The organism is Bradyrhizobium diazoefficiens (genome assembly GCF_016616885.1).
Lineage (GTDB): Bacteria > Pseudomonadota > Alphaproteobacteria > Rhizobiales > Xanthobacteraceae > Bradyrhizobium > Bradyrhizobium diazoefficiens_F.
Window position 1 is genome coordinate 4412301 of the sequence record NZ_CP067102.1, and the last position, 24089, is coordinate 4436389.

The 24089-nt window shown below is 63.3% G+C and carries 22 protein-coding genes and 1 tRNA gene; 18 read left to right on the forward strand and 5 right to left on the reverse strand.

The features are described 5' to 3' along the window. Positions 1-101: 101 nt before the first annotated feature. From pncA to JJC00_RS20690, 11 genes are all read left to right on the forward strand, one after another. On the forward strand, positions 102-728 hold the full coding sequence (gene pncA / locus JJC00_RS20640; protein WP_200467804.1) for a bifunctional nicotinamidase/pyrazinamidase: 627 nt from the start codon (positions 102-104) through the stop codon (positions 726-728). A 13-nt stretch (positions 729-741) separates the two neighbouring features. After that, positions 742-1857 (forward strand): alpha/beta fold hydrolase, encoded by a 1116-nt coding sequence (locus JJC00_RS20645; protein WP_200467805.1) that lies wholly within the window; start codon positions 742-744, stop codon positions 1855-1857. Between the two features lie 127 nt (positions 1858-1984). Continuing rightward, positions 1985-4018 (forward strand): NAD(+) synthase, encoded by a 2034-nt coding sequence (locus JJC00_RS20650; RefSeq protein WP_200467806.1) that lies wholly within the window; start codon positions 1985-1987, stop codon positions 4016-4018. A 454-nt stretch (positions 4019-4472) separates the two neighbouring features. After that, positions 4473-5288 carry a sugar phosphate isomerase/epimerase family protein gene (locus tag JJC00_RS20655; protein WP_200467807.1) on the forward strand — a complete coding sequence of 272 codons (816 nt, stop codon included), beginning with the start codon at positions 4473-4475 and terminating at the stop codon, positions 5286-5288. A gap of 29 nt (positions 5289-5317) precedes the next feature. Continuing rightward, a complete protein-coding gene (locus JJC00_RS20660; protein WP_200467808.1) occupies positions 5318-6955 on the forward strand; it encodes an ABC transporter substrate-binding protein in 1638 nt (545 codons plus the stop codon). A gap of 3 nt (positions 6956-6958) precedes the next feature. Next, positions 6959-7942, forward strand: coding sequence for an ABC transporter ATP-binding protein (locus JJC00_RS20665; protein WP_200467809.1), 984 nt, complete (start codon positions 6959-6961; stop codon positions 7940-7942). Beyond that, complete coding sequence (locus JJC00_RS20670; protein WP_200467810.1) at positions 7939-8931, forward strand: ABC transporter ATP-binding protein; 993 nt, start codon at positions 7939-7941, stop codon at positions 8929-8931. Before JJC00_RS20665 ends, JJC00_RS20670 begins: the two co-directional genes overlap by 4 nt. After that, positions 8931-9860 carry an ABC transporter permease gene (locus JJC00_RS20675; protein WP_200474177.1) on the forward strand — a complete coding sequence of 310 codons (930 nt, stop codon included), beginning with the start codon at positions 8931-8933 and terminating at the stop codon, positions 9858-9860. Before JJC00_RS20670 ends, JJC00_RS20675 begins: the two co-directional genes overlap by 1 nt. Further along, a complete protein-coding gene (locus tag JJC00_RS20680) occupies positions 9857-10717 on the forward strand; it encodes an ABC transporter permease (RefSeq protein WP_200467811.1) in 861 nt (286 codons plus the stop codon). Before JJC00_RS20675 ends, JJC00_RS20680 begins: the two co-directional genes overlap by 4 nt. A 162-nt stretch (positions 10718-10879) precedes the next feature. Beyond that, complete coding sequence (ilvD, locus tag JJC00_RS20685) at positions 10880-12730, forward strand: dihydroxy-acid dehydratase (RefSeq protein WP_200467812.1); 1851 nt, start codon at positions 10880-10882, stop codon at positions 12728-12730. 245 nt (positions 12731-12975) lie between these two features. Beyond that, positions 12976-13302, forward strand: a complete 327-nt coding sequence (locus JJC00_RS20690; protein WP_200467813.1) for a hypothetical protein — start codon at positions 12976-12978, stop codon at positions 13300-13302. 921 nt (positions 13303-14223) lie between these two features. Here the strand turns inward: JJC00_RS20690 and JJC00_RS20695 are convergent. The 3 genes from JJC00_RS20695 to JJC00_RS20700 all read right to left on the reverse strand — a co-directional run bounded on the left by JJC00_RS20695 (position 14224) and on the right by JJC00_RS20700 (position 15122). Further along, positions 14224-14430 carry a hypothetical protein gene (locus JJC00_RS20695; protein WP_200467814.1) on the reverse strand — a complete coding sequence of 69 codons (207 nt, stop codon included), beginning with the start codon at positions 14428-14430 and terminating at the stop codon, positions 14224-14226. A gap of 94 nt (positions 14431-14524) precedes the next feature. Beyond that, positions 14525-14722 carry a hypothetical protein gene (locus JJC00_RS38200; protein WP_246773861.1) on the reverse strand — a complete coding sequence of 66 codons (198 nt, stop codon included), beginning with the start codon at positions 14720-14722 and terminating at the stop codon, positions 14525-14527. Positions 14723-14906: 184 nt separating this feature from the next. Continuing rightward, positions 14907-15122 (reverse strand): hypothetical protein, encoded by a 216-nt coding sequence (locus JJC00_RS20700; RefSeq protein ID WP_200467815.1) that lies wholly within the window; start codon positions 15120-15122, stop codon positions 14907-14909. Between the two features lie 284 nt (positions 15123-15406). Here JJC00_RS20700 and JJC00_RS38205 point away from each other — a divergent pair, with 284 nt between their 5' ends. From JJC00_RS38205 to JJC00_RS20725, 5 genes are all read left to right on the forward strand, one after another. Beyond that, positions 15407-15535, forward strand: coding sequence for a hypothetical protein (locus tag JJC00_RS38205; protein ID WP_246773862.1), 129 nt, complete (start codon positions 15407-15409; stop codon positions 15533-15535). 117 nt (positions 15536-15652) lie between these two features. Beyond that, positions 15653-15742: transfer RNA gene (locus tag JJC00_RS20710), tRNA-Ser, on the forward strand. Positions 15743-15872: 130 nt separating this feature from the next. Beyond that, positions 15873-16109 (forward strand): hypothetical protein, encoded by a 237-nt coding sequence (locus JJC00_RS20715; protein WP_200467816.1) that lies wholly within the window; start codon positions 15873-15875, stop codon positions 16107-16109. A gap of 205 nt (positions 16110-16314) precedes the next feature. Next, entirely contained in the window at positions 16315-16974 is a 660-nt protein-coding gene (locus JJC00_RS20720) for a hypothetical protein (RefSeq protein WP_200467817.1), read from the forward strand. Between the two features lie 253 nt (positions 16975-17227). Beyond that, positions 17228-17596, forward strand: a complete 369-nt coding sequence (locus JJC00_RS20725; RefSeq protein WP_200467818.1) for a hypothetical protein — start codon at positions 17228-17230, stop codon at positions 17594-17596. 606 nt (positions 17597-18202) lie between these two features. On the opposite strand, the gene JJC00_RS20730 is transcribed toward JJC00_RS20725, so the two are convergent. Then, positions 18203-18457 carry a DUF3551 domain-containing protein gene (locus JJC00_RS20730; RefSeq protein WP_200467819.1) on the reverse strand — a complete coding sequence of 85 codons (255 nt, stop codon included), beginning with the start codon at positions 18455-18457 and terminating at the stop codon, positions 18203-18205. 993 nt (positions 18458-19450) lie between these two features. After that, on the reverse strand, positions 19451-20887 hold the full coding sequence (locus JJC00_RS20735; protein WP_200467820.1) for an IS1182 family transposase: 1437 nt from the start codon (positions 20885-20887) through the stop codon (positions 19451-19453). 649 nt (positions 20888-21536) lie between these two features. On the opposite strand from JJC00_RS20735, the gene JJC00_RS20740 reads away from it, so the two are divergent. Together JJC00_RS20740 and JJC00_RS20745 are read left to right on the forward strand one after the other, a co-directional pair. Further along, positions 21537-22964 (forward strand): lipopolysaccharide biosynthesis protein, encoded by a 1428-nt coding sequence (locus JJC00_RS20740; protein ID WP_200467821.1) that lies wholly within the window; start codon positions 21537-21539, stop codon positions 22962-22964. A 48-nt stretch (positions 22965-23012) separates the two neighbouring features. Further along, positions 23013-24041, forward strand: a complete 1029-nt coding sequence (locus JJC00_RS20745) for a glycosyltransferase family A protein (RefSeq protein ID WP_200467822.1) — start codon at positions 23013-23015, stop codon at positions 24039-24041. Positions 24042-24089 lie beyond the last annotated feature (48 nt).

Below are 24089 nucleotides of genomic sequence, written 5' to 3' on the forward strand. Positions count from 1 at the left end.
ATCGTTGCAGGGTGTCGGAGGTTGCGAAGCAGCGCGGGAAGATCGACATTGGCGAGAATGGCCGGCGCCAATTGCGCCGGGCGGATGGAACGAGGCCTGCGATGAAGATAACCGACCGCGACGTGCTGCTGGTGATCGACGTGCAGAACGATTTCTGCACGGGTGGGGCGCTCGCTGTTCCCGGCGGAGAGAAGGTCGTCCCCGCCATCAACCGGATCGCCCAAAAATTCGCCAATGTGGTGCTGACGCAGGACTGGCATCCGGGCGACCACATCTCCTTCGCGCCGAACCATGCAGGCCGCCAGCCGTTCCAGACCATCGAGCTCGATTACGGCACCCAGGTGCTCTGGCCGACGCATTGCGTGCAAGGTACGGCCGGCGCCGAATTCCATCGGGAGCTCGAGGTCACCCACGCAAACCTTGTGGTCCGGAAAGGCTTTCGCCGCGGCATCGATTCCTACTCGGCGCTGTTCGAGAACGACCACAAGACGCCGACCGGCCTGCTCGGCTATCTCCGGGAACGCGAGCTGAAGACGGTTTTCGTCGCCGGCCTGGCGCTCGATTTCTGCGTCCGCTTTTCCGCGGAGGATGCGCGCAAGGCGGGGTTCGAGGTTGCCGTGATCGAGGATGCCTGCCGTGGCATCGACCTCGACGGCTCGGTCGCAGCGACCCATCACAGCTTGAGGGAGCTCGGTATTTCCATCGTCAGCCTGGAGGCGTTCCTGTGAGGATCACGCGGTAATGGTGGAGCGGACCGGCCAGCAGCCCGGCGAAGCGGGCCGTGGTCCCGACGTCCCTATGCTGTGGCCTTTTGCGGCGGCACGGCTCGCCATGGACGCCTGCTTCTGGTGGCTGGAGCGCGGCCCGGCGGAGCAGGGCGAGGGCGAACTCCCCTGGACCACGCCCGGGACCACGGCGCTGGAATTGGCCACAATGCGGCTGCGCGATTGTTCGCGGACGCGATCCGGTCAACCGGCCCTGGTCTGCGCGCCATACGCGCTGCATCGGGCCCTGATCGCCGATTTCGCACCCGGCCACAGCGTGGTGCAGTCGCTGCAACAGGGCGGCGTCGAACGGATCTATCTCACCGACTGGCGCTCTGCCACGCCGGACATGCGCTATCTCTCGATCGACAGCTATCTCGGCGATCTCAACGTGGCCGTCGACGAGATCGGCGACCCGGTCGATCTCGTCGGGCTCTGCCAGGGCGGCTGGCTCTCGCTGCTCTATGCGGCCCGCTTTCCGGCCAAGGTGCGCCGGCTGGTGTTAGCAGGTGCGCCGGTCGACCTCTCGGTCGAGTCGAGGCTGTCGCAGCTCGCCCGCAACGCGCCCGAGATCGTCTACGACCAGCTCGTCGCGCGCGGCGGCGGCAATGTCAGCGGCGAGGAGATGCTGCATGTCTGGTCCAAGGCGCCAAGCCGTGACGACATGGCGGCGGCGTTGCAGAAAGCCCTCTCTGACGAGGAGAGCGCGGCCCTGCTCGCGCGCTTCGACCGCTGGAACACCGAAACGCTCAATCTGCCGGGCACCTACTATCTCCAGATCGTCAACTGGATCTTTCGAGAGAACCGCATCGCATCAGGCAATTTCACGGCGCTCGGCCGCGAAATCGACCTGAAGGACGTCAAGTCGCCCACCTTCCTGCTGGCCGGGCTCGATGACGAGGTCGTGCCGGCTACGCAGGCGCTCGCGACCGCCAGCCTCATCGGCACGCCGCCGGCCTTCGTCGCAGCGGCCTCCGAGCCCAGCAACCATCTCGGCCTGTTCATGGGCGCGCGGATTCACGCCCATGCCTGGCCCCGGATCGCGGAATGGCTGCGCAACGACCTCTCCAGTGTGCTGGCGCGCAGCGCCTGACGGCCAGCGAAGCTGCAAATCCGTTATGCATGGTGGCGGATGGCCTGCACGGGGCCCGGTCGATGGGCTAAATAGAGTCCAGAGCCGGCCGCGGCTGGTCTGAAACGATTTAAGGGTACTGCGCTCGATGAGCTTCCACTCGATCTACGCCCACGGGTTTGCGCGCGTTGCGGCTTGCGTCACCACCTCCCATGTGGCCGATCCCGCGGCCAATGCGAGGGCGGTTGTCGCGGCGGCGAAAAATTGCGACGCGCAATCGGTCGCGGTGGCCGTGTTTCCCGAGCTGTGTCTGTCTGGCTATGCGATCGAGGATCTCGTCAAGCAGGATCCGCTGCTCGACGCGGTCGAGCGCGGGCTCGCCTCGATCGTCGAGGCCTCCACGGCGCTGATGACCGTGCTGATCGTCGGCGCGCCGTTGCGATTTGGCAATCGCATCTACAATTGCGCCGTCGTCATTCACCGCGGCGGCATTTTAGGCGTCGTGCCCAAGAGCTATTTGCCGACCTATCGCGAATTCTACGAGGGCCGGCATTTCGCCTCTGGCGCCGGTATCGCCAGAGAGACGATCGGGTTCGGTGGGGCGCATGCACCCTTCGGGACTGACCTGCTGTTTGCGGCCGAGGACGTCCCCGGCCTCACCATCGGCGTCGAGATCTGTGAGGACATGTGGATCCCGGTGACGCCGGCGTCCGAACTGGCGCTCGCCGGCGCGAGTGTGCTGATCAATCTGTCGGGCAGCCCGATCACGATCGGCCGGGCGCGCTCGCGCGCGCTGTTGTGCCAGTCGACTTCGGCCCGCTGCCTTGCGGCCTACGTCTATTCCGCGGCGGGGGCAGGGGAATCCACCACCGATCTCGCCTGGGATGGCCAAACTGCGATCTATGAGAACGGGGTGCTGCTGGCCGAAGGCGAGCGGTTCCGGCAGGACGGCCAGATCACGCTCGCCGATGTCGACCTCGACCTGCTCAGGCAGGAGCGCGTGTTGATGGGCACGTTCGACGACAACCGCCGGCAGCGCGAAGGCAGCTTCCGCAAGGTGACATTCGCCCTGAAGCCGCCGGCTGCCGACATCGGCTTCCTGCGCAAGGTCGAGCGCTTCCCATTCGTGCCGAGCGATGAAAGCCTGCTCGAGCAGGATTGCTACGAGGCCTACAACATCCAGGTCGCAGGCCTCGTGCAGCGCATGCGCGCGACCGGCACCAAGCGTGTCGTGATCGGCGTCTCCGGCGGTCTCGATTCCACCCATGCGCTGATCGTCGCCGCCAAGGCCGTCGACCTGCTCGGCCTGCCGCGCGAAAACATCCTCGCCTACACCATGCCGGGCTTTGCCACCGGCAGCGAGAGCAAGACCAATGCGCTGGCGCTGATGCAGGCGTTGCAGACCACTTCTCAGGAGCTCGACATCCGCACCACGGCCACGCAGATGCTGAAGGACATCGGCCATCCCTTCGGCAAGGGCGAGAAGGTCTACGATGTCACCTTCGAGAACGTGCAGGCGGGCTTGCGCACGGATTACCTGTTCCGCCTCGCCAACCAGCATGGCGGCATCGTCATCGGCACCGGCGACCTCTCCGAGCTCGCGCTCGGCTGGTGCACGTACGGCGTCGGCGACCAGATGGCGCACTATAATGTCAACGCCGGCGTGCCAAAGACGCTGATCCAGCATCTGATCCGCTGGGTGATCTCCTCGAAGCAGTTCAGCGGCGATGTGAACGGGACGCTGGCCTCGATCCTGTCGGCCGAAATCTCGCCGGAGCTGGTTCCGGTGAAGCCGGGCGAGAAGCCGCAGAGCACGGAAGCCTCGATCGGGCCCTACGAACTGCAGGATTTCAACCTGTTCTACACGCTGCGCTTCGGCCTGCGGCCGTCCAAGATCGCCTTCATGGCGTTTCAGGCCTGGAAGGACGTCGGGACGGGCGAATGGCCGCCGGCATTCCCAGCCGACAAGCGCAGGGCGTATGATCTCAAGGAGATCCGTGGCTGGCTTGAGGTGTTTTTGCGCCGCTTCTTCGCCTTCAGCCAGTTCAAGCGCTCCGCGATGCCGAACGGACCGAAGGTCTCGGCCGGCGGCTCGCTGTCGCCGCGCGGCGACTGGCGTGCGCCCTCGGATTCGAGCGCTGCGGCCTGGCTGGAAGATCTCGAGCGGAACGTGCCGAAGTAAGCGAAAAGGGCCGCCCAAAACGATTTCGCGCCGCGCGGCTCATACAGCCGGCGGCGCGAAATTGCGTTCGATGTAGAAAGCACGAGGTCCGGAGTGCCTAGGAGTCCGGACCTCGTAACCTTGCCCCAGCCTTTGATCCCCCGCCCCAGTGGCCCCCAGCCCCGTGGTGCGCGATCAGAGGGTGATGCCCTTGGAAGGCCGCCGATCGATGTGCGCGATGTACGTGAGATCGGACTAGGACTCCATTCCGGATCACTACGGACTCGATAGCGCTTGATTTCGCGCGCGCATGCATGCGTCTGCACGCGCCGCGCTCGCCGCTGCCTGAAATCGATGCAAGCGCGGGACGGATGTCCACATCTCCACGACGCTGCAGAACCTGCATTTCACGGGCCTGTCATTGAACTGGTCTAGCGCTGCTCCCCGTCATCGCTGACGGCCAAGGGAGCAAGCCATGTCGAAACCGGTGTTGGGCGCCGCACTATCGATCAAATCGATCCCCGCTCATCGCGACTGGCTTCTGGAACGACAACGCGATCTCGAAATCCAGGATTTTTTCCGCGCCGATCTGCTCGACGGCGACTGGCGCAGCGCCGCCACCGAAATCAAGCAGATGCTCTCAGGCCATACCGGCCGCCTCGGCATCCACGGCCCGTTCTGGGGCTTCAAGATCGACAGTCACGATCCCATGATCCGCCAGGCCGTCACCAAGCGCCTGCTGCAGGGCCTTGATACCGCTGAATTCCTCGGCGCGACGCAGATGGTGGTGCATTCGCCGTTCACGACCTGGGACCACAACAATCTCGATCTCTATCCGGACAACCGCAGCAACATCGTCGAGCGCGTCAAGGCGACGCTCGCCGAGGTGACCGCGCGCGCCGAAACCATCGGCTGCGAGATCGTCATCGAGAACATCGAGGACAAGGACCCGCGCGACCGCGTGCGTCTCGCCAAGGCGCTCGAAAGCAGCAAGGTCCGCGTCTCGCTCGACACCGGCCATGCCAACTACGTCCACATCTCCACGGGTGCGCCGCCGGTCGACTACTACGTCGAAACCGCCGGTGACATGTTGACGCATGTGCACCTCCAGGACACCGACGGTTTTGCCGACCGGCATTGGGCACCGGGCGAAGGCAACATTCCGTGGGTCGCCGTGTTCCGCGCGCTGGGTCGCCTCGCGTCGAACCCGCGGCTGATCCTCGAGCTCCGCAATCACGACGATGTCCGCAAGGGTGCAGCGCATCTCGCCGCGCTGGGTCTCGCCGAATAACCAGATCACAGCGGGCAGGGGTCATCGTCATGAGCAACATCAGCCGTCGCACCATCCTGAAATCCGGCGGCGCTGCCGCCAGCACGCTGCTCCTGCCGCGCTTTGCGATCGGGCAGGCCGACAATCGTCCGTCGGTGACGATCGCCGTCCAGAAGGTCACGAACGCCAATGTGCTCGACGTGCTGCGCGAGCAGTCCAATGTCGGCGAGCGCGTATTCTTCTCCTCGATCTGGGAAGGCCTGATCTCGAAAAACTGGCGCGGCAACCTCGAGGCGGTGCCGGGCCTTGCCACCGAATGGCGTCGTATCGACGACCAGACCGTCGAGGTGAAGCTGCGCCAAGGCGTGAAATTCCACAATGGCGACGAGCTGACGGCAGAAGACGTCGTCTTCACCTTCAGCCGCGAGCGCATGTTCGGCGAGACCGAAGCCAAGAGCCGCTCCACCATCCAGGCGTTTGAGAAGATCCCGATGCCGAAGCCCGGCAAGGAATTGCCGCCGGATGTGCCCGCGGTCGCCCGCCGCATCTGGCCGGACCTCGTCCGCGTCGATGCCGTCGACAAGTACACGGTGCGCTTCTACAACGCGACGCCCGACGTCACGATCGAAGGACGCCTGTCGCGCTACGGCTCCGACATCGCCAACCGCCGCGCCTGGGATGAATCCGCAAGCTATCTCGACTGGGCGCGCAAGCCGATCACCACCGGACCCTACAAGGTCGTCGAGCTCAAGCCCGACGTCTCGTTGACGCTGGAAGCGCACGACGAATATTGGGGTGGCCGTCCGCCGCTCAAGCGCATCCGCTTCCTGGAAGTGCCGGAGGTCGCAAGCCGCATCAATGGGCTCTTGTCCGGCGAATACCAGTTCGCCTGCGACATCCCGCCGGACCAGATCGCCGGAATCGAGAAGAACGCCGCCTTCGAAGTGCAGGGCGGCACCATTCCCAATCACCGCCTGACCGTGTTCGACAAGAACCACGCCCAGCTCGCCAATCCGCAGGTGCGCCGCGCCTTCACGCACGCGATCGACCGCCAGGCCATCGTCGACAGCCTGTGGGCCGGCCGTACCCGCGTGCCGAAGGGTCTGCAGTGGGAATTTTATGGCGACATGTTCAACGCCGACTGGAGCGTGCCGGCCTACGATCCCAAGCTCGCGCAGGATCTGTTGAAGCAGGCCAACTACAAGGGCGATCCGATCCCGTACCGCCTGCTCAACAACTACTACACCAACCAGGTCGCGACCGCGCAGGTGCTGGTCGAGATGTGGAAGTCGGTTGGCCTCAACGTCGAGATCGAGACCAAGGAAAACTGGTCGCAGATCATGGAGCGTGCGCCGACGCGTGCCGTGCGCGACTGGTCGAACTCCGCCGCCTTCAACGATCCCGTCTCCTCGCTGGTCGCCCAGCACGGTCCGAACGGCCAGCAGCAGCAGATTGGCGAGTGGACCAACGCAGAGCTGAACAAGCTCTCCGAATTCCTGGAGACCTCGACCGACCGCGCCGCGCGCAAGAAGGCGTTCCACCGCATGCTGGAGATCGCCGAGCGCGAGGACCCCGCCTACACGGTGCTGCACCAGAACGCGACCTTCACGGCCAAGCCGAAATCGATCAAGTGGAAGGCCTCGCCGGCGTTTGCGATGGATTTCCGCGCCGGCAATTTCGAGGCCTAGGCCGTGGCGCCGCTGGTCAGCATTCAGGGCCTCAGCGTTGCCTTCAACGGCGTGCCGGTCCTGCGCGGCGTCGATCTTACCTTGCAAAAGGGCGAGGCCTTGGGCCTCGTCGGCGAGTCCGGCTCCGGCAAGTCGGTGACCTGGCTTGCCGCGCTCGGCCTGTTGCCGCGGTACGCGAACGTCTCGGGCTCCGTGCGGCTCGACGGACGCGAGATTCTCGGTGCGCCGGCGTCCCAGCTCGACCAGGTGCGGGGCGGGCGGGTCGCGATGATCTTCCAGGATCCGGCCAGCGCGCTCAATCCGGTGCTGACCATCCGCAAGCAGCTCTGCGAGGCGCTGGCCTTGCATCGCGATCTCTCCGGCGAGGCCGTGAAGGCCGAAGCACTGCGGCTGCTCAATATCGTCGGTATTCCCGACGCGGCGCGGCGGCTGTCCGCTTATCCGCACGAATTCTCCGGCGGCCAGGTCCAGCGCATCATGATCGCGATGGCGCTCGCCGGAAATCCCGATCTCTTGATCGCGGACGAGCCGACCACCGCACTCGATGCGACCATCCAGGCGCAGATTCTGGAGCTGCTCTCCACCATCCGCCGCGAGATGAGCATGGCGATGGTCCTGATCAGCCACGATCTCGGCGTCGTCGCCGAGAACTGCGACCGCGTCGCTGTGATGTATGCCGGCCGCATCGTCGAGCAGGCGCCTGCCAACCAGCTCTTTGCCGATCCCGTGCACCCCTACGCGCAGGGCCTGATCGGCGCGCTGCCGCCACTTGACGGGCCGCGCCGCCGCCTCACCGCCATTCCCGGCACCGTGCCCGATCCCGCACACATGCCTGTTGGATGCGCGTTCGCGCCACGCTGTGCGCTGGCGGCCGGACCGTGCGGCCTCGCCGCGCCGACCCTCGCGCCCATCGCAAACGATCGCGCTGTTGCCTGCATCCGCGCCGAAGCCTCGCGCCGCGCGCTGCTCGGGATCGCCGCCGAATGAGCGCGCCGCTCGTCGAGGTGTCCTCGATCGCGCGCAGCTATTCCATGCGCTCCGGGATGTTCGGCCGCAGCACGGCCGTGCATGCCGTCGATGGCGTGTCGCTGAGGATTCCCAAGGGCGAGACGCTCGGCCTCGTTGGCGAGTCCGGCTCGGGCAAATCCACCACTGGCCGTATCGTGCTCGGCCTTGAGCCGCCCGATCGCGGTGAGGTGCGGTTCGACGGCAAGCCGATGGCCGCACCGGGAACGCCGGCGTGGCGTGCACAGCGCGCCCGCATGCAGATGATCTTTCAGGACCCGCTTGGCGCGCTGGACCGGCGCCTGCCGGTCGCGGCACAAATCCGCGAGCCGCTCGACATTCACGGCGTCGGTACGCCCGCCGAGCGCGAGGATCGCGTCCGCGAATTGCTGCGCGCGGTCGAACTGACGCCGGCGCATGGCGGGCGTTATCCGGGCGCACTGTCCGGCGGACAGCGCCAGCGCATCGTGCTGGCACGCGCGCTGGCGATGAAGCCGGACTTCCTCGTCTGCGACGAGCCGGTCAGCGCGCTCGACGTCTCGATCCAGGCCCAGGTGGTGAATTTGCTTTGCGATCTCCAGGCGCAGCTTGGGCTCACGCTGCTGTTCATCAGCCACGATCTGCGGGTCGTCAGGCAGATCAGCAACGTCGTCGCCGTGATGTATCTCGGCCGCATCGTCGAGATCGGCAGCGCCGATGATCTCTTTGCGCGCCCTGAGCACCCGTACACGCAGGCGCTGGTCTCGGCCTCGCCCGCGCCGGGCCGCCGCAGCGCGAGCCGCATCGTGCTGGCGGGCGATCCGCCGAACCCGGCGGCGCGGCCCCAAGGCTGCGCGTTCCATCCGCGCTGTCCGCGCGCGATCGCACGCTGCGCAAGCGAGGTGCCGACGCTCTTCGCCGTCGGCGGTGACCGCCAGGTCGCCTGCCATCTCGTGACCGGGCCGCAGGCCGAGACGCGGGACGCGGCATGATGGGGCGCTATTTCGCCATTCGGATCGGACGCGCGGCGCTGACGATCGTGCTCGTCGTGACTTTTGCCTTTGTCGTGCTGCGTCTCTCCGGCGATCCCGCGTTGATGATCTTGGGGCCGGAAGCGCCGCCTGAAGTCCTCGCCGCCTTCCGCAAGGCCTGGGGTCTCGATGATCCCATCTGGTTCCAGTATCTCGATTACTTCGGCGCCATCGCCAAGGGCGAGCTCGGTCGCTCCATGCGCGACGGGCGGCCGGCGATCGAGCTGGTGCTGGAGCGGATCCCGGCGACGCTGGCGCTGACGTTGCCGGCGTTCTTTTTCAAGGTTGCGCTCGGCATTCCCGCCGGCATCTACGCCGCGCTGCATCGGGGCTCGGGAATCGACCGCGCGGTGATGATGACGGCGGTTGCCGGCTTCACTGTGCCGAGCTTTGTGCTCGCGCTGCTGCTGGTGCTGGTCTTTGCCGTGCAGCTCGGCTGGCTGCCCTCGGGGGGACAGGACAGCTGGCGCCACGCCATTTTGCCAATCGTGACGCTCAGCCTCGGCGGCGCCGCCGTGCTGGCGCGCTTCACCCGCAGCGCCATGCTGGAGGTGCTGGGCCAGCCCTATATCCGCGCGGCCTCAGCCAAGGGCGTGCCGTGGCGCAAGGTCGTGACCTCGCATGCGCTGCCGAATGCGGCGATCCCGACCGTCACCATTCTGGGCTTCATGGTGGGTACGCTGATCGCTGGCGCGGTGGTGGTCGAGAGCGTGTTTTCCTGGCCGGGAGTGGGGCGGCTGCTCGTCGTTGCCGTCGCCAACCGCGACCTCGCCGTCGTGCAATGCATCCTGCTGCTGGTCGCGCTCACCATGGTCACGTCGAACCTGATCGTTGATTTCCTCTACGGTTTCCTCGATCCGCGCCTGCGAGCGAAGGGAGCACATGCATGACCGACGCGACGCTGAAGGACAGCGCCGTCCGCCGCCGCATCAGCCTGCCGGCGATACCGGTCTCGGTCGCGATCGCGGTCACCTGGATCGTCGTCATGCTGGTGATCGCGGCGTTTGCCGAGAAGATCGCACCTTACGGCTACACCCAGCTCGACCTGCGCCACCGGCTCTCAGCGCCCGGCAATGTCACGCATTGGCTCGGCACCGACGAGCTCGGCCGCGACGTGCTGTCGCGGCTGCTCGTGTCGATCCGCATCTCGCTGCTGATCGCATTCGGCGCGACCGCGATCTCGGCGGTCGTCGGCACCACGCTCGGCTTCCTCGCCGCGCATTTTCGGGGCGTGGTCGAGCAGTTCGTCCTGATGCTGACCGACTTCCAGGCCAGCATGCCGTTCCTGATCATGGCCCTCGCAGTGCTCGCCTTCTTCGGCAACTCGCTGCCGCTGCTCATCGGCCTGATGGGCCTGTTCGGCTGGGAGCGCTACGCCCGCATCGCCCGCGGCCTCGCCATCTCCGCCAACGCGCAGGGCTATGCGGCCGCCGTCCGCCAGTTAGGGGCGACGCCGACGCGGATTTACCTGCGGCACATCCTGCCCAACATCGCCTCGACCCTGATCGTCTCGACCACGCTGGTCTTCCCCGAGGTGATCCTGATGGAGTCGGGCCTGTCCTTCCTCGGCCTCGGCGTGCAGCCGCCAATGACCAGCCTCGGCAACATGGTCGGTTACGGCCGCGAGTACCTGACCCGCGCCCCCTGGATCATGCTGGCGCCGGCCACCACGATCGTCGTGACCACGCTGGCTGTCTCCGTGATCGGCGACTGGCTGCGCGACCGGCTCGATCCGACGCTGCAATAGGCCGCGCCGGGAGCAGGGGAGGCCTGCACGGGGCCAATCCGGGCCTGTCAGGGGCAAGTTCTCGTTGCGCCAGCCCATCCTGTGCGCTATCCGGCCGGAAAGGCCTGAGGCGGCTCCATATTTTCGCGCCCGGCCGATGCAAACCCGAGGACGGAAACCGCCATGCCAGCCTATCGCTCCCGCACCACCACCCACGGCCGCAACATGGCGGGCGCCCGCGGCCTCTGGCGCGCGACGGGCATGAAGGACGGCGATTTCGGCAAGCCGATCATCGCGGTCGTCAACTCCTTCACCCAGTTCGTGCCCGGCCACGTCCACCTGAAGGACCTCGGCCAGCTCGTCGCCCGCGAGATCGAGCAGGCCGGCGGTGTGGCGAAAGAGTTCAACACCATCGCGGTGGATGACGGCATCGCCATGGGCCATGACGGCATGCTCTATAGCCTGCCGTCGCGCGAGCTGATCGCCGACAGCGTCGAGTACATGGCCAACGCGCATTGCGCCGACGGCCTCGTCTGCATCTCCAATTGCGACAAGATCACGCCCGGCATGCTGATGGCTGCGCTGCGGCTCAACATCCCCGCTGTGTTCGTCTCGGGCGGCCCGATGGAGGCCGGCAAGGTCAAGCTGCAGGGCAAGACCAAGGCCGTCGACCTCATCGACGCCATGGTGGCGGCGGCCGACTCCAAGGTCAGCGACGAGGACGTCAAGGTGATCGAGCGCTCGGCGTGCCCGACCTGCGGCTCCTGCTCGGGCATGTTCACCGCCAATTCTATGAACTGCCTGACCGAGGCGCTCGGCCTGGCGCTGCCCGGCAACGGCACCGTGGTTGCGACCCACGCCGATCGCAAGCGCCTGTTCGTCGAGGCCGGTCACACCATCGTCGATCTCGTCCGCCGCTATTACGAGCAGGAGGATGCGTCCGTGCTGCCGCGCAACGTCGCGAATTCTAGGGCGTTCGAGAACGCGATGACGCTCGACATCGCGATGGGCGGCTCCACCAACACCGTGCTGCATCTGCTGGCCGCCGCCCATGAAGGGCAGATCGCATTCACCATGCAGGACATCGACCGGCTGTCGCGGCGCGTGCCGGTGCTCTGCAAGGTTGCCCCATCAGTCGCCGACGTTCACGTCGAGGACGTGCATCGCGCCGGCGGCATTTTGGGCATTCTCGGCGAGCTCGACCGCGCCGGCCTGATCGACACGTCGGTCTCGACCGTGCACGCGCCGACCATGAACGAGGCGCTGGAGCGCTGGGACATCAAGCGCTCCAAGAGCGAAGCGGTGCGCACGTTCTATCGCGCTTCGCCCGGCGGCATCCCGACCCAGGTCCCCTTCAGCCAGGAGCGCCGCTACGACGAGCTCGATGTCGACCGTGAGAAGGGCGTGGTGCGTAACCTCGAGCACGCCTTCAGCAAGGACGGCGGTCTCGCCGTGCTCTACGGCAACCTCGCGCAGGACGGCTGCATCGTGAAGACCGCGGGCGTCGACTCTTCGATCCTGACATTCTCCGGTCCCGCGCGCGTGTTCGAGAGCCAGGACGCGGCCGTCGAAGGCATTCTGGGCGGCAAGGTCACGGCCGGCGAGATCGTGGTCATCATCTATGAAGGCCCGCGCGGCGGCCCTGGCATGCAGGAAATGCTGTATCCGACCAGCTATCTGAAATCGATGGGCCTCGGCAAGGCTTGCGCGCTCGTCACCGACGGACGCTTCTCCGGTGGTTCGTCCGGCTTGTCGATCGGCCATCTCTCGCCGGAAGCAGCCGAAGGCGGCAACATCGGTCTGGTGCGGACCGGCGATCGTATCGCCATCGACATTCCGAACCGCAGCATCAACCTGGAGGTTTCCGACGAGGAGCTCGCCAGCCGCCGTGCGGCGGAGGAGGCAAAGGGCGATGCCGCCTGGCAGCCCGCCCCGCGCAAGCGCAACGTCTCGACCGCGCTGCAGGCCTACGCTGCGCTCACCACCAGCGCAGCTCGCGGCGCCGTGCGTGAAGTGAAGCGGCGCACGAAGTAGAAGCGACTTTGCGCAGGCGTGATCGCGAACCTCACGATCACGCGACGTGCATGGTCAACAGATTCTGAACGGCCGGCGAAAGCCGGCCGTTCGCATTAAGGATGCCTCGACGAACTTCGGCAGCCCAGGATTCTGCGGCATATACTGGCAGCGACCTTCGCAAATCCATTTTGGGCAACTGGGGCACCAAGCTAATGTCTCGTACTCTTGCTGTCGTTTTCTCCACGGCCGTCGCTGCTATTGCCATGACGACCGCGGCCTCCGCCGGCTGCTACAATTGCTACGCGCCGCCGCAGCCGTGCACGACCTGCTATCAACAGCAATACGTCGCGCCGCAATACCGCGCCGTCGACGAGACCGTGATGGTGTCGCCAGGTGCGACCGTCGCGCATCGCACGCCGGCGCAGTATCGCACCGTGATGGTTCCGCAGACCGTGATGGTGGCGCCGCCTGGTGTCCAGTACGAACGGATTCCGCCGCAATACGCCACGCGCCAGCGCGTCGAGATGGTCTCGCCGGGCTATTCCTATTACGCGCCGGTGGCGCCGAGCTGCGCGTCCTGCGGCTACTGAGCCAACGCAACAACAAGCAAGCGCAACAAACAGACCTCGCGCGGTGCCCCCAAAAGGGCGCCGCGTTTTCTTTTGCGGACAGAACCAAACGAGGCCCGGACATGGAGGTGAATCCACCCGGGCCTCGCGACCGGCGACACCCTGGGTGGCATCGCCAGTCCTGACCGAGGCTAGAGGACCAAACTGACGCGCGCCTGACAGGTCCCGTGCCAACGAAAAGGCAGGGCAGGCGGCGCGAGCAGCCCAACTTCGCGTTGCCTTGCGCGGCCGACTACGTTAAGCGACAGCCATTCCGGACCTGCATTCCGGACCTGGAAGGGTGGCCGAGTGGTTTAAGGCATCAGTCTTGAAATTCAGGAACGGCCATCCCGGTGTATGCCGACGCCAATCGTTTGGTTCATGGTCGAGCTGTGGCTACGAATGCCGGCGGGCTGATTTTTCCACACCCACGACCGGCAGTAGCTCGCGCTCAATCCGAGCCGCTAGGAATCGACAATTTGCGAGCTGCTTGGCGTCCGGCTTTGATGCGGCATGTCTCGCTCTATTCGACGTCACACACCAACGCACGCCGGCGGCCGGCCGACCAAGATCACCTTCGGCGAGATGCGCGAGATGGGTGTGCGCGGCGTCCTGGTCTACTGCCACTGCGGGCATCACATTGAGCTGAGTGCCGATCGCTGCCCGGACGAGCTGCGGCTGTCCGATCTCGAGCCGCGGTTTGTCTGCCAAGGCTGCGGATCACGCGGCGCTGACGTTCGGCCCGACTTCGAGCGGGGTAAGCCGCAGATTGCAGCGATGGGGTATCGGCAAACGGGGCCTAAAGACGGCCCCGGCCGGGGGGCTTTAAGGGTGATGTGGCCGGGGCCGCTGGAGGTTGCCTGATGAGATCACCAAGCTTCTCAGCCTAGACAAATTCCGCCCTTAAGCTCTGTTCGCCTTCAGATGTTCCTCCTCAGGGAACGCGCTGCCCATCAAGGTCTGCTTGATGAGGTGCGCTTGTTCTTCGGTCAAATTTTCCGCAAACTTCGTACCAATCAATGCCGAGCCTTTTCGTTGTCGATCGTACACCATCCAGCCCTTGCCACCCTGACGAACCAAAAATCTGGATTGCAAAGTGTTGTCGCTCATCGGGAACGAACCTGCCAAAAAACTCGACAAAGGGCGGCGGGGAACAACATGCACGTAGCTCGCTAGTTCCGCCGCCTCGTTTGAAGATGTTTTATCACCGCCACATCGTAGGTTGGTTCAGAGCCTTGCGACCCGCCGTTCTCAACACGTCGGTCGAAACTTGACCCTGTGCCGCGGCCTCAAGGAGCTTCGACGCAACGTGCGTTCTCGCACCGGTTTCGCTGACGGGGATATTTTCGCAAACCTCCTCAAGCACCGCTCTGAGGAGCGCAGTGGTTTCCATGTCGAACATGCATCAACCCCACAAAATACTAAGAGGACGGGGGACACCGCACGAGCGGAGTATGTTCGCTCGGCGGCCTCCCCGAAATGCATTCCAGTCTGGGCACTGAAATCCCAGCGTCCCATCTTGCCATTCCAATTTTAAGTTTTTGTGACCCGACGAGCCCTCGTTTCTTAGCGATGCTCTAGCGGCGTCAGGCGCATGGGCACATTTCCGGCGCCTGCTGCATCGCCTCGTCCGGGTCACCGTCCTCCCGGTCGCAGTCGTCGGCCCCAAGGTCAAGGGGCAGGCACCAAACCGAAACCTGCCGGTAGCTCCTTTCTTGGTTCGTCATCCGATCGAAAGAACCAAGCGACGGCTCCGAGTCGCCGCCTTCCTCTCGCTCGTCCTGCTCCTCGAGTTCGGTCATAACATAGGGATCGGACTGATCCAGGAAGGTGATCAGTCGATGGATCTCGGCGCGTGCCTCTTTCCTGAGTCTGGCGAGGTCGGTGAGGGCGGCTTGCCTCTGGCGCGTCCTGCAAGCAGAGGAGCTGCTTCGTCTTGGCGTGCGCGGTGACGACGACCGGCATGTGGTCACCGAGGCGGACGGTTCACCGCTCCAGCCCCGCAGCCTCACGCATGCGGTTTCTGAGTTCCTGAAGGAATGGCGCGTCACTTCTGCACGGCCTCCGGCACAGCCACGCCAGCCACATGCTGGCCTCAAACATCCATCCCAAGATCGTCCAAGAGCGGCTAGGCCATTCCTCGATCGCGATCACGATGGACATTTTACAGCCACCTGATGCCGAACGTGCAGGGTGGGGCCGCGGCGGCGGTTGACGACGCCATGCGTGCCGCCATAAAGAAGCGAACCGACGACGTTGGGTAGCAAAGCGGTAGCAGAGTCCACGAAACGTTCTCTGCGAAGCGACGAAAAGCTAAACAATTTCAAAGTCCGGAAGGGTGGCCGAGTGGTTTAAGGCACCGGTCTTGAAAACCGGCGTGCCCGCAAGGGTACCGTGGGTTCGAATCCCACCCCTTCCGCCAGTAAATCAATTTAAGCAACTGAAATTATTGTAGAAATTAAATTGTTTGCGCCGACGGCCCTAGCGCGGGCCCTAGCAAATGTTTAGTCGTCTTCCTCGCCGGTGGATGATCCCAAGAGGAGAGTGATGCCATGGAAGAAATGCCGCTCAAAACCGCTGAAGAGCTTGAGGCAGAATGCCTCCGCCTGCTTCACGCGAACATGACAACGCGGGAGATCCAGCGCGTCGGGATAGTCCGAACTCATGCCGACGGCAGCGGGCCGAATTGGACGTATAACCAACTCTATCCCGAGCCGACGCCGATCGGAAAACACGATGCGCATGGCATCATCGCGTCTGTTGCTGGCAAGTGGGCGCTCGTTGCCTGACGGCTAGGATCGCCCCGCCAACACCCTGGTGCCATACGCAGCCCGGCAAGGCTGTTCGGCGGGAGTTCTCACGCGCTCGACGGCTATACCGCAGCGGCGTGGCGAAGCCTCGATTGACTCTCACCTGTGAATAACTGCGCCTATTAACCCCGCGCCGCTTTGACGATGGCATCCTCGTGGCCCGCGCGAATCGGAGCTGCCTACCATGCCTGACGACACCAAAAAGTGGCAGGATCATCCGGTCCTAATTGCGATCTGCAGCGGCGCTGCTGCGCTGATTTTCGCGCAGACTGTGATCTTCCCAACGATGACGGCGTCGCTTCAAAACGAAGTAACGGCGGCGCGCTCCCAAGCGCAAGAGGTTGCGACTGTAAAGGAGCAACTTAAGAAAGCGACCGACGAAACCGCGAAGGCCAAGCTTGACCTCAAAGCAGCCCAGCTCATCAACGTGTTCTCGGCGGGCAACCCTTATCCAATTGGCTTGGATAAGGTTAGGATCGGAGACGGCCTCGACGCTATCCTCGGGAATTTTCCTGAGGCATCCGTCAAGAAAAATACGCCGTCCTATTGGTCCGTTAATCTGGACCACGCGGCGTTTAGGGAGGTTGTGTATTATTTTGATCAGCCGACGTCGAGGAACTTGAAGGACAGAAGAATCCGAGCTTTGCTTTTTTTCACAAGTGACCGATCTTCCGGGGTTATCCGCGGAAAATTAACCGCAGCCCTCGGCAATCCTTCCATATCAGGTCCAAAACCGGATTGTGTTGTGTGGACGTTGAGCAATGACCTTTTCGTTAGAGCGGACGCCTCCGATTCGCTCTTTATTGCAAACACCCCACCGAGTTGCACTGTCGAGGAGAAGTAGACCAGCGTTGCCGGGCTCCTGATGCCCGGGAGGCGGCCGCGCTGCTCAAGGCAGCACGGCCGCCTCCCATTCCGCGATCGTTGATGCATCACGACAGTCGGTGAGGAGCTGCGGGCTACAGCTTGTTACCGCCCACGCGATTGTGAGCTTGTTACCGACTAGCCTGCAGGCTCGTCTTTAGGTTAGTCCGTATCCGTCCAGAAAGTGCTTTGCCGTCCATGATCCGGGTTTGACCGGGTCGGAAGGCGACGTCATGCAAGAACAACAGCCCTTAGCGCCACAGCCCGTAGCGCAGATGGCGTTCTCGGTCCCGGCAGCCTTCAAGGTTGCGGGTGTCGGGCGCACCAAGCAGCGGGCCGGTCTGCCCGAGGGGGACAACCACAGCAGGGTTGAGCATTGGCATTGGCATCCGATCATCGATAGCTACCGAAAGGCGATCGCCAGGCTATTCTTAACTCCGGCTCACAGGCTGTCGGACGTCGCATGGAAGCAAAAGGCGCTGGCGGCTGAAGAGCACAAGCACACCGACTTATCGAGCGAGCGGATCGAGGCCGCAATCTCTCACGATATCGAATTCCTGGCTGCTCATCCGGCGCGCCGCAAGCGGGAGCGCTCGGCATGAAGCGTCGGCGCCGAGCTCACAGAAAGCGCGACCGGCAAAGGCTGATGGCGCACCGCCGGCGGCTGAAGCGATAAGAGCGGGGGCCGCCGGTTCACGCTGGCGCGCCTTTTTGCCGCCGTGGGGCGGCGATCGGTGATTGACCCGAACCTTGCCTTAGGGCACGAGTGGGTCTTTATCAGTGCATTCTTTGTGAGATGATTGTGGGTTATGAATCTACTCCCGTCTCGGTGGCGAGGCGCTTCGCGGTTTATTCGTTAGGAATTGCAGGCGGCGTGGGGCTCGCGCTGGTCGTCATCTTGGGCCTGTTTGACGAGGCTATCGAGATGCGATTGTACAGGAATTGCTTGAGGGCTTACCCGGAGCAATCGTTGGCCTGCCTAACCGAGGAACGTGCAGTGCGATTCGGATTTTACGTTCCGTAGCGTGCTCGCCGCCAAATGCGACCGAGGTGCGTCCGTGCCAACAAGGAGCGCGAGAACGTCGGTCGCGAGGCAGCCAGAAGAACCGTGGCTAGGACCGTAGATTACGAGCAGCGCAGCCGAAATAGGCGAGCAATTTCAGCAAAGTTGACAGGACACCCTTCCGCCAGTACCGCCGGACCGGCCGCTAATATCCGCGTCGCTCCTGCAACTTCCTTGTCCCAGGCTGCGCCTGCTGCCTGAATCTCACCCGTGGATTGATGTCACACGTCGTGTTCCACCGGCCGGATGCCGAGGCCAAGCATTGCTCCCGGGTCACGTACATGCACTCGCCGGGCCAGCCGAGATCGTCGCCAACGACACACCAGGGATAATCGCGCTCTGCGTGCGCAGCAGGAAGAGATCCCAGAAGGATCAGCAGGGCCAGGACTGTGGTACGCATCTCGGGTCTCCAGGGATGACGCCCTCAAAGAGAGCTTTGAGGGGGCCGAAGCCAATGGCCGGTCTGGGCCTTTGGTTCCTGCGGAGCCCGTAGCTCACCCGCCCGGCCGGGGCACGTCAAATCACACCCGCGCCATTTGCCCAGACCAAGAGGCAGCACGGCAGGATCTGTCGGAATTACGTTGATAGTGCTGTCGCCGCAAATCGGAATCGATCACCGGGGATGATGATCGGTCTAGTCTGGCATCGATGGCTGATCGCCAGTTCGCCGACGGCCGCCCTCAAGCCAGGAAGCAAGCCCAGGCGTGAGCAGTTGCCTCACGCGTGCCTCATCGACGGCGATGTCGAGCGGATCACCGGAGACAGGACTAAACTGCATACGCAGCACCATTGTAGCAGATGAGCCGGCCCAACAGGAAAAGCCGCAGCGTGGTTCCAGCCCCCACTGCGGCTATCCCGGTAAAATTAGCAATTGGTACTCAAATCTCTCCGGTGTTCTCACAGTAGAACACCCCGTTCCGAAAATGGATTCCGTAAGATTACCGAACTCCGATCTTCTGCGTACTGTCTCTCAGGGGAGGGCATGCACAGGCGCTTCCAGCACCAAGCTCCCGGCGGCCGCTTCAATTGCGGATCAGAGCGTGGGGCCTTTCGTTTTGGAAACAGATTGCTCAGCCGTGTTGTGGCGGTCGGATCTGCTCCAGTCCATTCTCGATCGCTCGGAGGTCCTCAAGGATAGCATCTCGAGACCGAGCCGCGTTGATGCTGGACGCGGACTGTAGCGGTTTGAGCAATTCGCGCCGGAGCTCTCGCATATTCTCCAGAGCTTGCCGGTTCTTCAAACGTACCAGGCCGTGTGAAAATCCCGTAACTTGGGGCACTCCGGCGCATTTCAACGGCTGCCGCGCTTCTAATTCGGTGGAACCGATCTCCTGTCATCTCAGTGGCAACCAGGAGCTTCATGTAGGCGCTGATTTGGTCGCAGAGGCCGGCCTTACGCCTGCATCGCCTCCAGCAATCCGCCGACGCCCACGATCATCATCACGCGCTTCATATTGTAGGCGAGCACGTTGAGCGCCATCTCGGTGGCCACCTTTGACAGATTTTTCGTGAGAAAGTGCGTTGCTCCCATCCAACACTTCATCGTGCCGAACGGATGCTCCACTGTCTGACGGCGGACACCCATTGAACTGGGGTTGTGGTCGAGCCGATCCTGAACCTTTTCCAGAACAGCCTCATGCTCCCAGCGTGAGATGCGGCGCTCGGGGCCGGTCGTGCACTGAGCTTTTAGTGCGCAGGTCTTGCAGGAGCTTGTCCAATAGCGGCGCAATGTCTTTCCGTCCTCTACGTTCGCATAGTGATAAGTTAGCCGCTCGCCGGCGGGACAGCGATAAACATCGTCGGCGGCGACATAGACGAAGTCCTGTTTGCCGAAGCGGCCAGCAGCTTTGGCGCCCGAAGTCATCGGCTTCGGCAACGTCACCGTAATGTCGGCTTCCTCGCAGGCCTTGATCTCCTCTCCATCGTAATAGCCGCGATCTGCCACGACTTCGAGCGTCTCGACAGCCATCTCATCGCGAGCCTGCCTGGCCATGTTGGCGAGTTGGTGGCGGTCGGTACCCACGTTGGTCACCTCATGAGCCACAATGAGATGATGCTGCGTATCAACTGCAATCTGCACGTTATAGCCCACGATCCCGGTGTCCTTGCCGCTTGTCGCCATCGAGCGCGCGTCAGGATCGGTCAGCGAGATCTGCTTGTCCTCACTCTCCATCATCTCCGCATTGATCGCGTTGAGCCGGACGATCTCCTCCTTGAGCTTCTCGATCTTGCCCTTTAACCGCTCAACCTTCGCCTCTGGCACCGCGTCGCCATGCCGATCGGCGGTCTCGAGCTGCGAGAGATAGCGGGCGATGCTCTCATCGATCCGCTCAAGACGCCGCTTCATCTTGGCCTCGGTGAAGTTCTTGTCCCGCGCATTGACAGCCTTGAACTTCGATCCGTCGATGGCGACGCTCGCTGCAACAAGCAGATCAAGCTTGCGGCACAGCGCGACGAACTCGCGGCAGACCTCACGAATGGCCCTGCCATTGTCCTTGCGGAAATCCGCGATGGTCTTGAAGTCGGGCGCCAACTGCCCGGTCAGCCAGATCATCTCGATATTGCGCTGGCATTCCCGCTCCAGGCGTCGGCTCGACGGCACGCGATTGAGGTAGCCGTAGATGTAGAGCTTGAGCATAACACCAGGGTGATAACTGGGTCGGCCGGTGTCGAGTGGCTGGACACCGACAAACCCGAGCTTGTCGAGATCGAGACCGTCGACAAACACGTCGACCGCTCGCACCGGATTGTCCTCGGCCACATAGTCGTCGAGCGATGCCGGAAACAGTGTGCTTTGCCCGCGATCCAGCCCTTCAACAAAGCGCTTCATCTGATCCCCGCAAAAAGCTTCGGGAATCTTATCGCGCGAATCACAGCAAACAGAGCCTTTTCACACAGCCTGGTACATAAGCGGACACGATCGATTCAATGCTCGCTGGCAATTTGTACCTCCAATACGCAGTTGTAAAATGGGGGCATCATAACCCATCCGGGAAAAAGTGTTATGTACATTTTAGGTAGAGGGCCCGCCCGCCAGCCCCAACGGCGCCCCTCCCTCAGCACGCTGACGTGCATTAAGTTCCGCTAAATACGAAGGCCGCAGCGATTGAGTGCGCTGCGGCCGTCGCATTTGTCGATCCGCGGACCAAAGAAATGCCCGCGCAGGGCGGCGGGAGAGGTTAAGGCGCTCGCTCCAGCACGAAGGCGCGACGACGCGAGATATCCTGCGGAGCGTTAATGACTGAGTAACCGTTTTTGTTAAGGCGCAAACGCGCACTGGGAATTCGGCTTCGTTAACACCGCAATGCGAATTGGCTTCTTATGGAAAGCCATCTTTGACAAATTGCGGATACAAACGCTGAGGTGCAAATCTCCGAGTACAAATCTCGGGCAACACCCGAATCCGGTTCAACCTGAAGAGCCGTCGAGGCGCCTGGTTCGTAAGATCGCCGAGAGATCAGAGAGCAGCAGCGCCTATCATGCTAAATCGATATTTCTCCATCTACTTCGGCGCCCAGCTGATACCGGCGGTGATCGGTTTCCTCTCGATCACCGTGTTCACCCGATTGCTCAACCCGCTGGAATACGGCGTCTATGTCGTCGGAATGAGCATCGCGGGAATCGCGGGGTCGGTGTTTTTCGCGTGGATACGATTGTCGGTCGTGCGCTATCAGGCCATATCCGCGGACATAGACTTTCGCGGAACTGCGTTGGTTGCCTTTGGTGCGACGGCGGTGTTGGTTTTTTGCGGCGTTCCCGCTGCGGTCGTGCTTCTCGGCCGAGACGTCGATATCTACGTGCTATGCGGTAGCATTTTTGTTGCGCTCGGCGTCGGTGCATTCGACATCACGCAGGAGTTTTGCCGCGCCAACCTGAAGCCGGTTCGTTATGCGGTCGTCGGCATTTCTCGCAGCGTGCTGGGCTTTGCGATCGGATGCCTTGCGATCGGGATCGGTTGGGGAGGGCTCGGGCTTCTTGCAGCGGTCGGACTGAGCTTTCTCATCGGAGCGTTGGCGTCTGGCCTGGACGGTGGGACATGGCTCAACACCTATCGACGCGAACATTTGATCAAGTTCGCTCGCTACGGACTGCCGCTCTCCGTCGGTGGATTGTCGTTTGGGCTTTACAGCGTCAGTGACAGGCTGGTCGTGGCCTATCTGCTTGGCGAAGACGCTGCCGGGCATTACGGCGTGGCCACCGATCTTCCGCGCCAATTCATGGTGATGCTGGGATCGAGTGTGGCCGCGGCGACCTTTCCTATCGTCTTCCGCACGCTGTCTGAAGAAGGCATTGCTGCGACGCGCGCGCGATTGAACGAGAATGCCGAATTGCTGCTGGCCGTTGTGGTGCCGGTCGCCGTCTGGCTCTCATTCGCCGCGTCCCAGGTTGTGGGAACCCTGGTTGGGGCGGATTTCAGGGCAAGCATCCTGCCGCTGCTGCCCGTGCTTGCGGTGGCACGGCTGTGCGGGGTCATCAACCAGTTTTATGTCCAGATCAGCTTTCAATTATCCGAACGATCGGCGCTGCCGATTTTCCAGTCGGTCGTGACCCTGGCGCTCAGCATCGCACTGATGTTCCCATTGGTTGCGAGGTTCGGCTTGATGGGCGCGGCGTATGCCGCGCTATTGACCGAGGCCACGGGGCTGGTGCTCGGGATACTGCTGGCGCGCCGCGCCTTTCGGCTTCCACTCGAGCCGCGCCGGCTGGCCAGGGTGCTCGCTGCCGCGGTCGCGATGGGCACAGCGATCTGCGCGGCGAGGATCGCGGTGGGCGGCACTGGCTTGCCGTCGCTGCTGATCGTCACGACAGCCGGGGGACTCGCTTATGCGGGCGCGGCCTGGTTGTTGAATGTCGTTCACGTGAGAACGGCGATGATGTCATGGCTTCGCCTGCGAACGGCGAGTTGATGGTGGTTTCCGGCGCGGTGCCGCAGTTCACCGGCAAGGAGAGATAAAATGCAGGTGAGATCCGCGCTTCAGATCAATTTGCATCCGCTGGACGTGCGCCATGCGGTCCACACACTTCCGCATCAGCTCGACGTGTGGGGCGATCAGGTCGATCGTATCGTATTCACGGTTGATACTCGGCAGAGCAAGAGCGGCCGCTACAGCGGTACGGCTTACGACGAGAGCCGTGCACGCCTGTTTGCACTCCTGGAGGCAATCGCGCGGCAGTCACCGAAGGCGGAAATTGCCGAGGTTGACTATTCGCCGGCGGCGCTCGAGTCGGTACGGCAGCGCTATTTCTCGACGAGCCGCGCTCATCCGCAAAAGGCCTTCGATGGCGGACCGTTCCACGCCTACTTCTACGGTCTGCTGAAGACGGACGCGGAATATGTGGTGCATATGGACAGCGACATGCTGTTCGGCGGCGGCAGCCAGGTCTGGCTGGAGGAGGCGATCGGCTGGCTGAGGGCGACGCCGGATGCGCTGTTCGCCGGACCACTTCCCGGTCCGCCCCGCGCTGACGGCACACTCGGCGATTTGCATGGAGCGTTTCCGGGGTTGACCGGTATCCAACCACCTGAGCGGCTGGCCGCGGCTTATCCGGCTTACCGCTTTCGCAGCGTGAGCACGCGCATCTTCGTTCTTGATCAAGGCCGGTTCGATGCATCGGTCAGGGCGCTGGACCTGGTGCGTCCAAATCTCCGACGCCGGATCCGCGCAAGGTTGTTTCGCCAGTCGCCGCTGTCGATGCCGGCCGAGGAGATCATCAGCGCCGCCATGATGCGCAAGGGACTTTCCCGAATCGACTTTCTCGGCTCAGGAGCCGGGATCTACTCGCTGCATCCGCCGTATCGCACGGACGCATTCTATCAGGAATTGCCACACCTGATCGCACGCATCGTGGCCGGTGCGATCCCGGAAGCCCAGCGGGGCGACTATGATGTCAATTCAAGCATGTTCGACTGGACGGAGGCACTTCGGCAGAAGACCGCCGGTCGTCGCCTTGCCCGCGCCGCACGCGCGTTGCTGTCGAGCTAAGCATCGCGTCTCGCCTGGCGATGACGGCCCGGCTCCGTCGTTGCCAGG

What these genes read in the sequence shown, in the direction of transcription:
- pncA (WP_200467804.1), top strand. Translation starts at nt 102, where the DNA reads ATGAAGATAACCGACCGCGACGTGCTGCTGGTGATCGACGTGCAGAAC.
- JJC00_RS20645 (WP_200467805.1), top strand. Translation starts at nt 742, where the DNA reads ATGGTGGAGCGGACCGGCCAGCAGCCCGGCGAAGCGGGCCGTGGTCCC.
- JJC00_RS20650 (WP_200467806.1), top strand. Translation starts at nt 1,985, where the DNA reads ATGAGCTTCCACTCGATCTACGCCCACGGGTTTGCGCGCGTTGCGGCT.
- JJC00_RS20655 (WP_200467807.1), top strand. Translation starts at nt 4,473, where the DNA reads ATGTCGAAACCGGTGTTGGGCGCCGCACTATCGATCAAATCGATCCCC.
- JJC00_RS20660 (WP_200467808.1), top strand. Translation starts at nt 5,318, where the DNA reads ATGAGCAACATCAGCCGTCGCACCATCCTGAAATCCGGCGGCGCTGCC.
- JJC00_RS20670 (WP_200467810.1), top strand. Translation starts at nt 7,939, where the DNA reads ATGAGCGCGCCGCTCGTCGAGGTGTCCTCGATCGCGCGCAGCTATTCC.
- JJC00_RS20675 (WP_200474177.1), top strand. Translation starts at nt 8,931, where the DNA reads ATGGGGCGCTATTTCGCCATTCGGATCGGACGCGCGGCGCTGACGATC.
- JJC00_RS20680 (WP_200467811.1), top strand. Translation starts at nt 9,857, where the DNA reads ATGACCGACGCGACGCTGAAGGACAGCGCCGTCCGCCGCCGCATCAGC.
- ilvD (WP_200467812.1), top strand. Translation starts at nt 10,880, where the DNA reads ATGCCAGCCTATCGCTCCCGCACCACCACCCACGGCCGCAACATGGCG.
- JJC00_RS20690 (WP_200467813.1), top strand. Translation starts at nt 12,976, where the DNA reads ATGACGACCGCGGCCTCCGCCGGCTGCTACAATTGCTACGCGCCGCCG.
- JJC00_RS20695 (WP_200467814.1), bottom strand. Translation starts at nt 14,430, where the DNA reads ATGAGCGACAACACTTTGCAATCCAGATTTTTGGTTCGTCAGGGTGGC.
- JJC00_RS38200 (WP_246773861.1), bottom strand. Translation starts at nt 14,722, where the DNA reads ATGTTCGACATGGAAACCACTGCGCTCCTCAGAGCGGTGCTTGAGGAG.
- JJC00_RS20700 (WP_200467815.1), bottom strand. Translation starts at nt 15,122, where the DNA reads ATGACCGAACTCGAGGAGCAGGACGAGCGAGAGGAAGGCGGCGACTCG.
- JJC00_RS38205 (WP_246773862.1), top strand. Translation starts at nt 15,407, where the DNA reads ATGCTGGCCTCAAACATCCATCCCAAGATCGTCCAAGAGCGGCTAGGC.
- JJC00_RS20715 (WP_200467816.1), top strand. Translation starts at nt 15,873, where the DNA reads ATGGAAGAAATGCCGCTCAAAACCGCTGAAGAGCTTGAGGCAGAATGC.
- JJC00_RS20720 (WP_200467817.1), top strand. Translation starts at nt 16,315, where the DNA reads ATGCCTGACGACACCAAAAAGTGGCAGGATCATCCGGTCCTAATTGCG.
- JJC00_RS20725 (WP_200467818.1), top strand. Translation starts at nt 17,228, where the DNA reads ATGCAAGAACAACAGCCCTTAGCGCCACAGCCCGTAGCGCAGATGGCG.
- JJC00_RS20730 (WP_200467819.1), bottom strand. Translation starts at nt 18,457, where the DNA reads ATGCGTACCACAGTCCTGGCCCTGCTGATCCTTCTGGGATCTCTTCCT.
- JJC00_RS20735 (WP_200467820.1), bottom strand. Translation starts at nt 20,887, where the DNA reads ATGAAGCGCTTTGTTGAAGGGCTGGATCGCGGGCAAAGCACACTGTTT.
- JJC00_RS20740 (WP_200467821.1), top strand. Translation starts at nt 21,537, where the DNA reads ATGCTAAATCGATATTTCTCCATCTACTTCGGCGCCCAGCTGATACCG.
- JJC00_RS20745 (WP_200467822.1), top strand. Translation starts at nt 23,013, where the DNA reads ATGCAGGTGAGATCCGCGCTTCAGATCAATTTGCATCCGCTGGACGTG.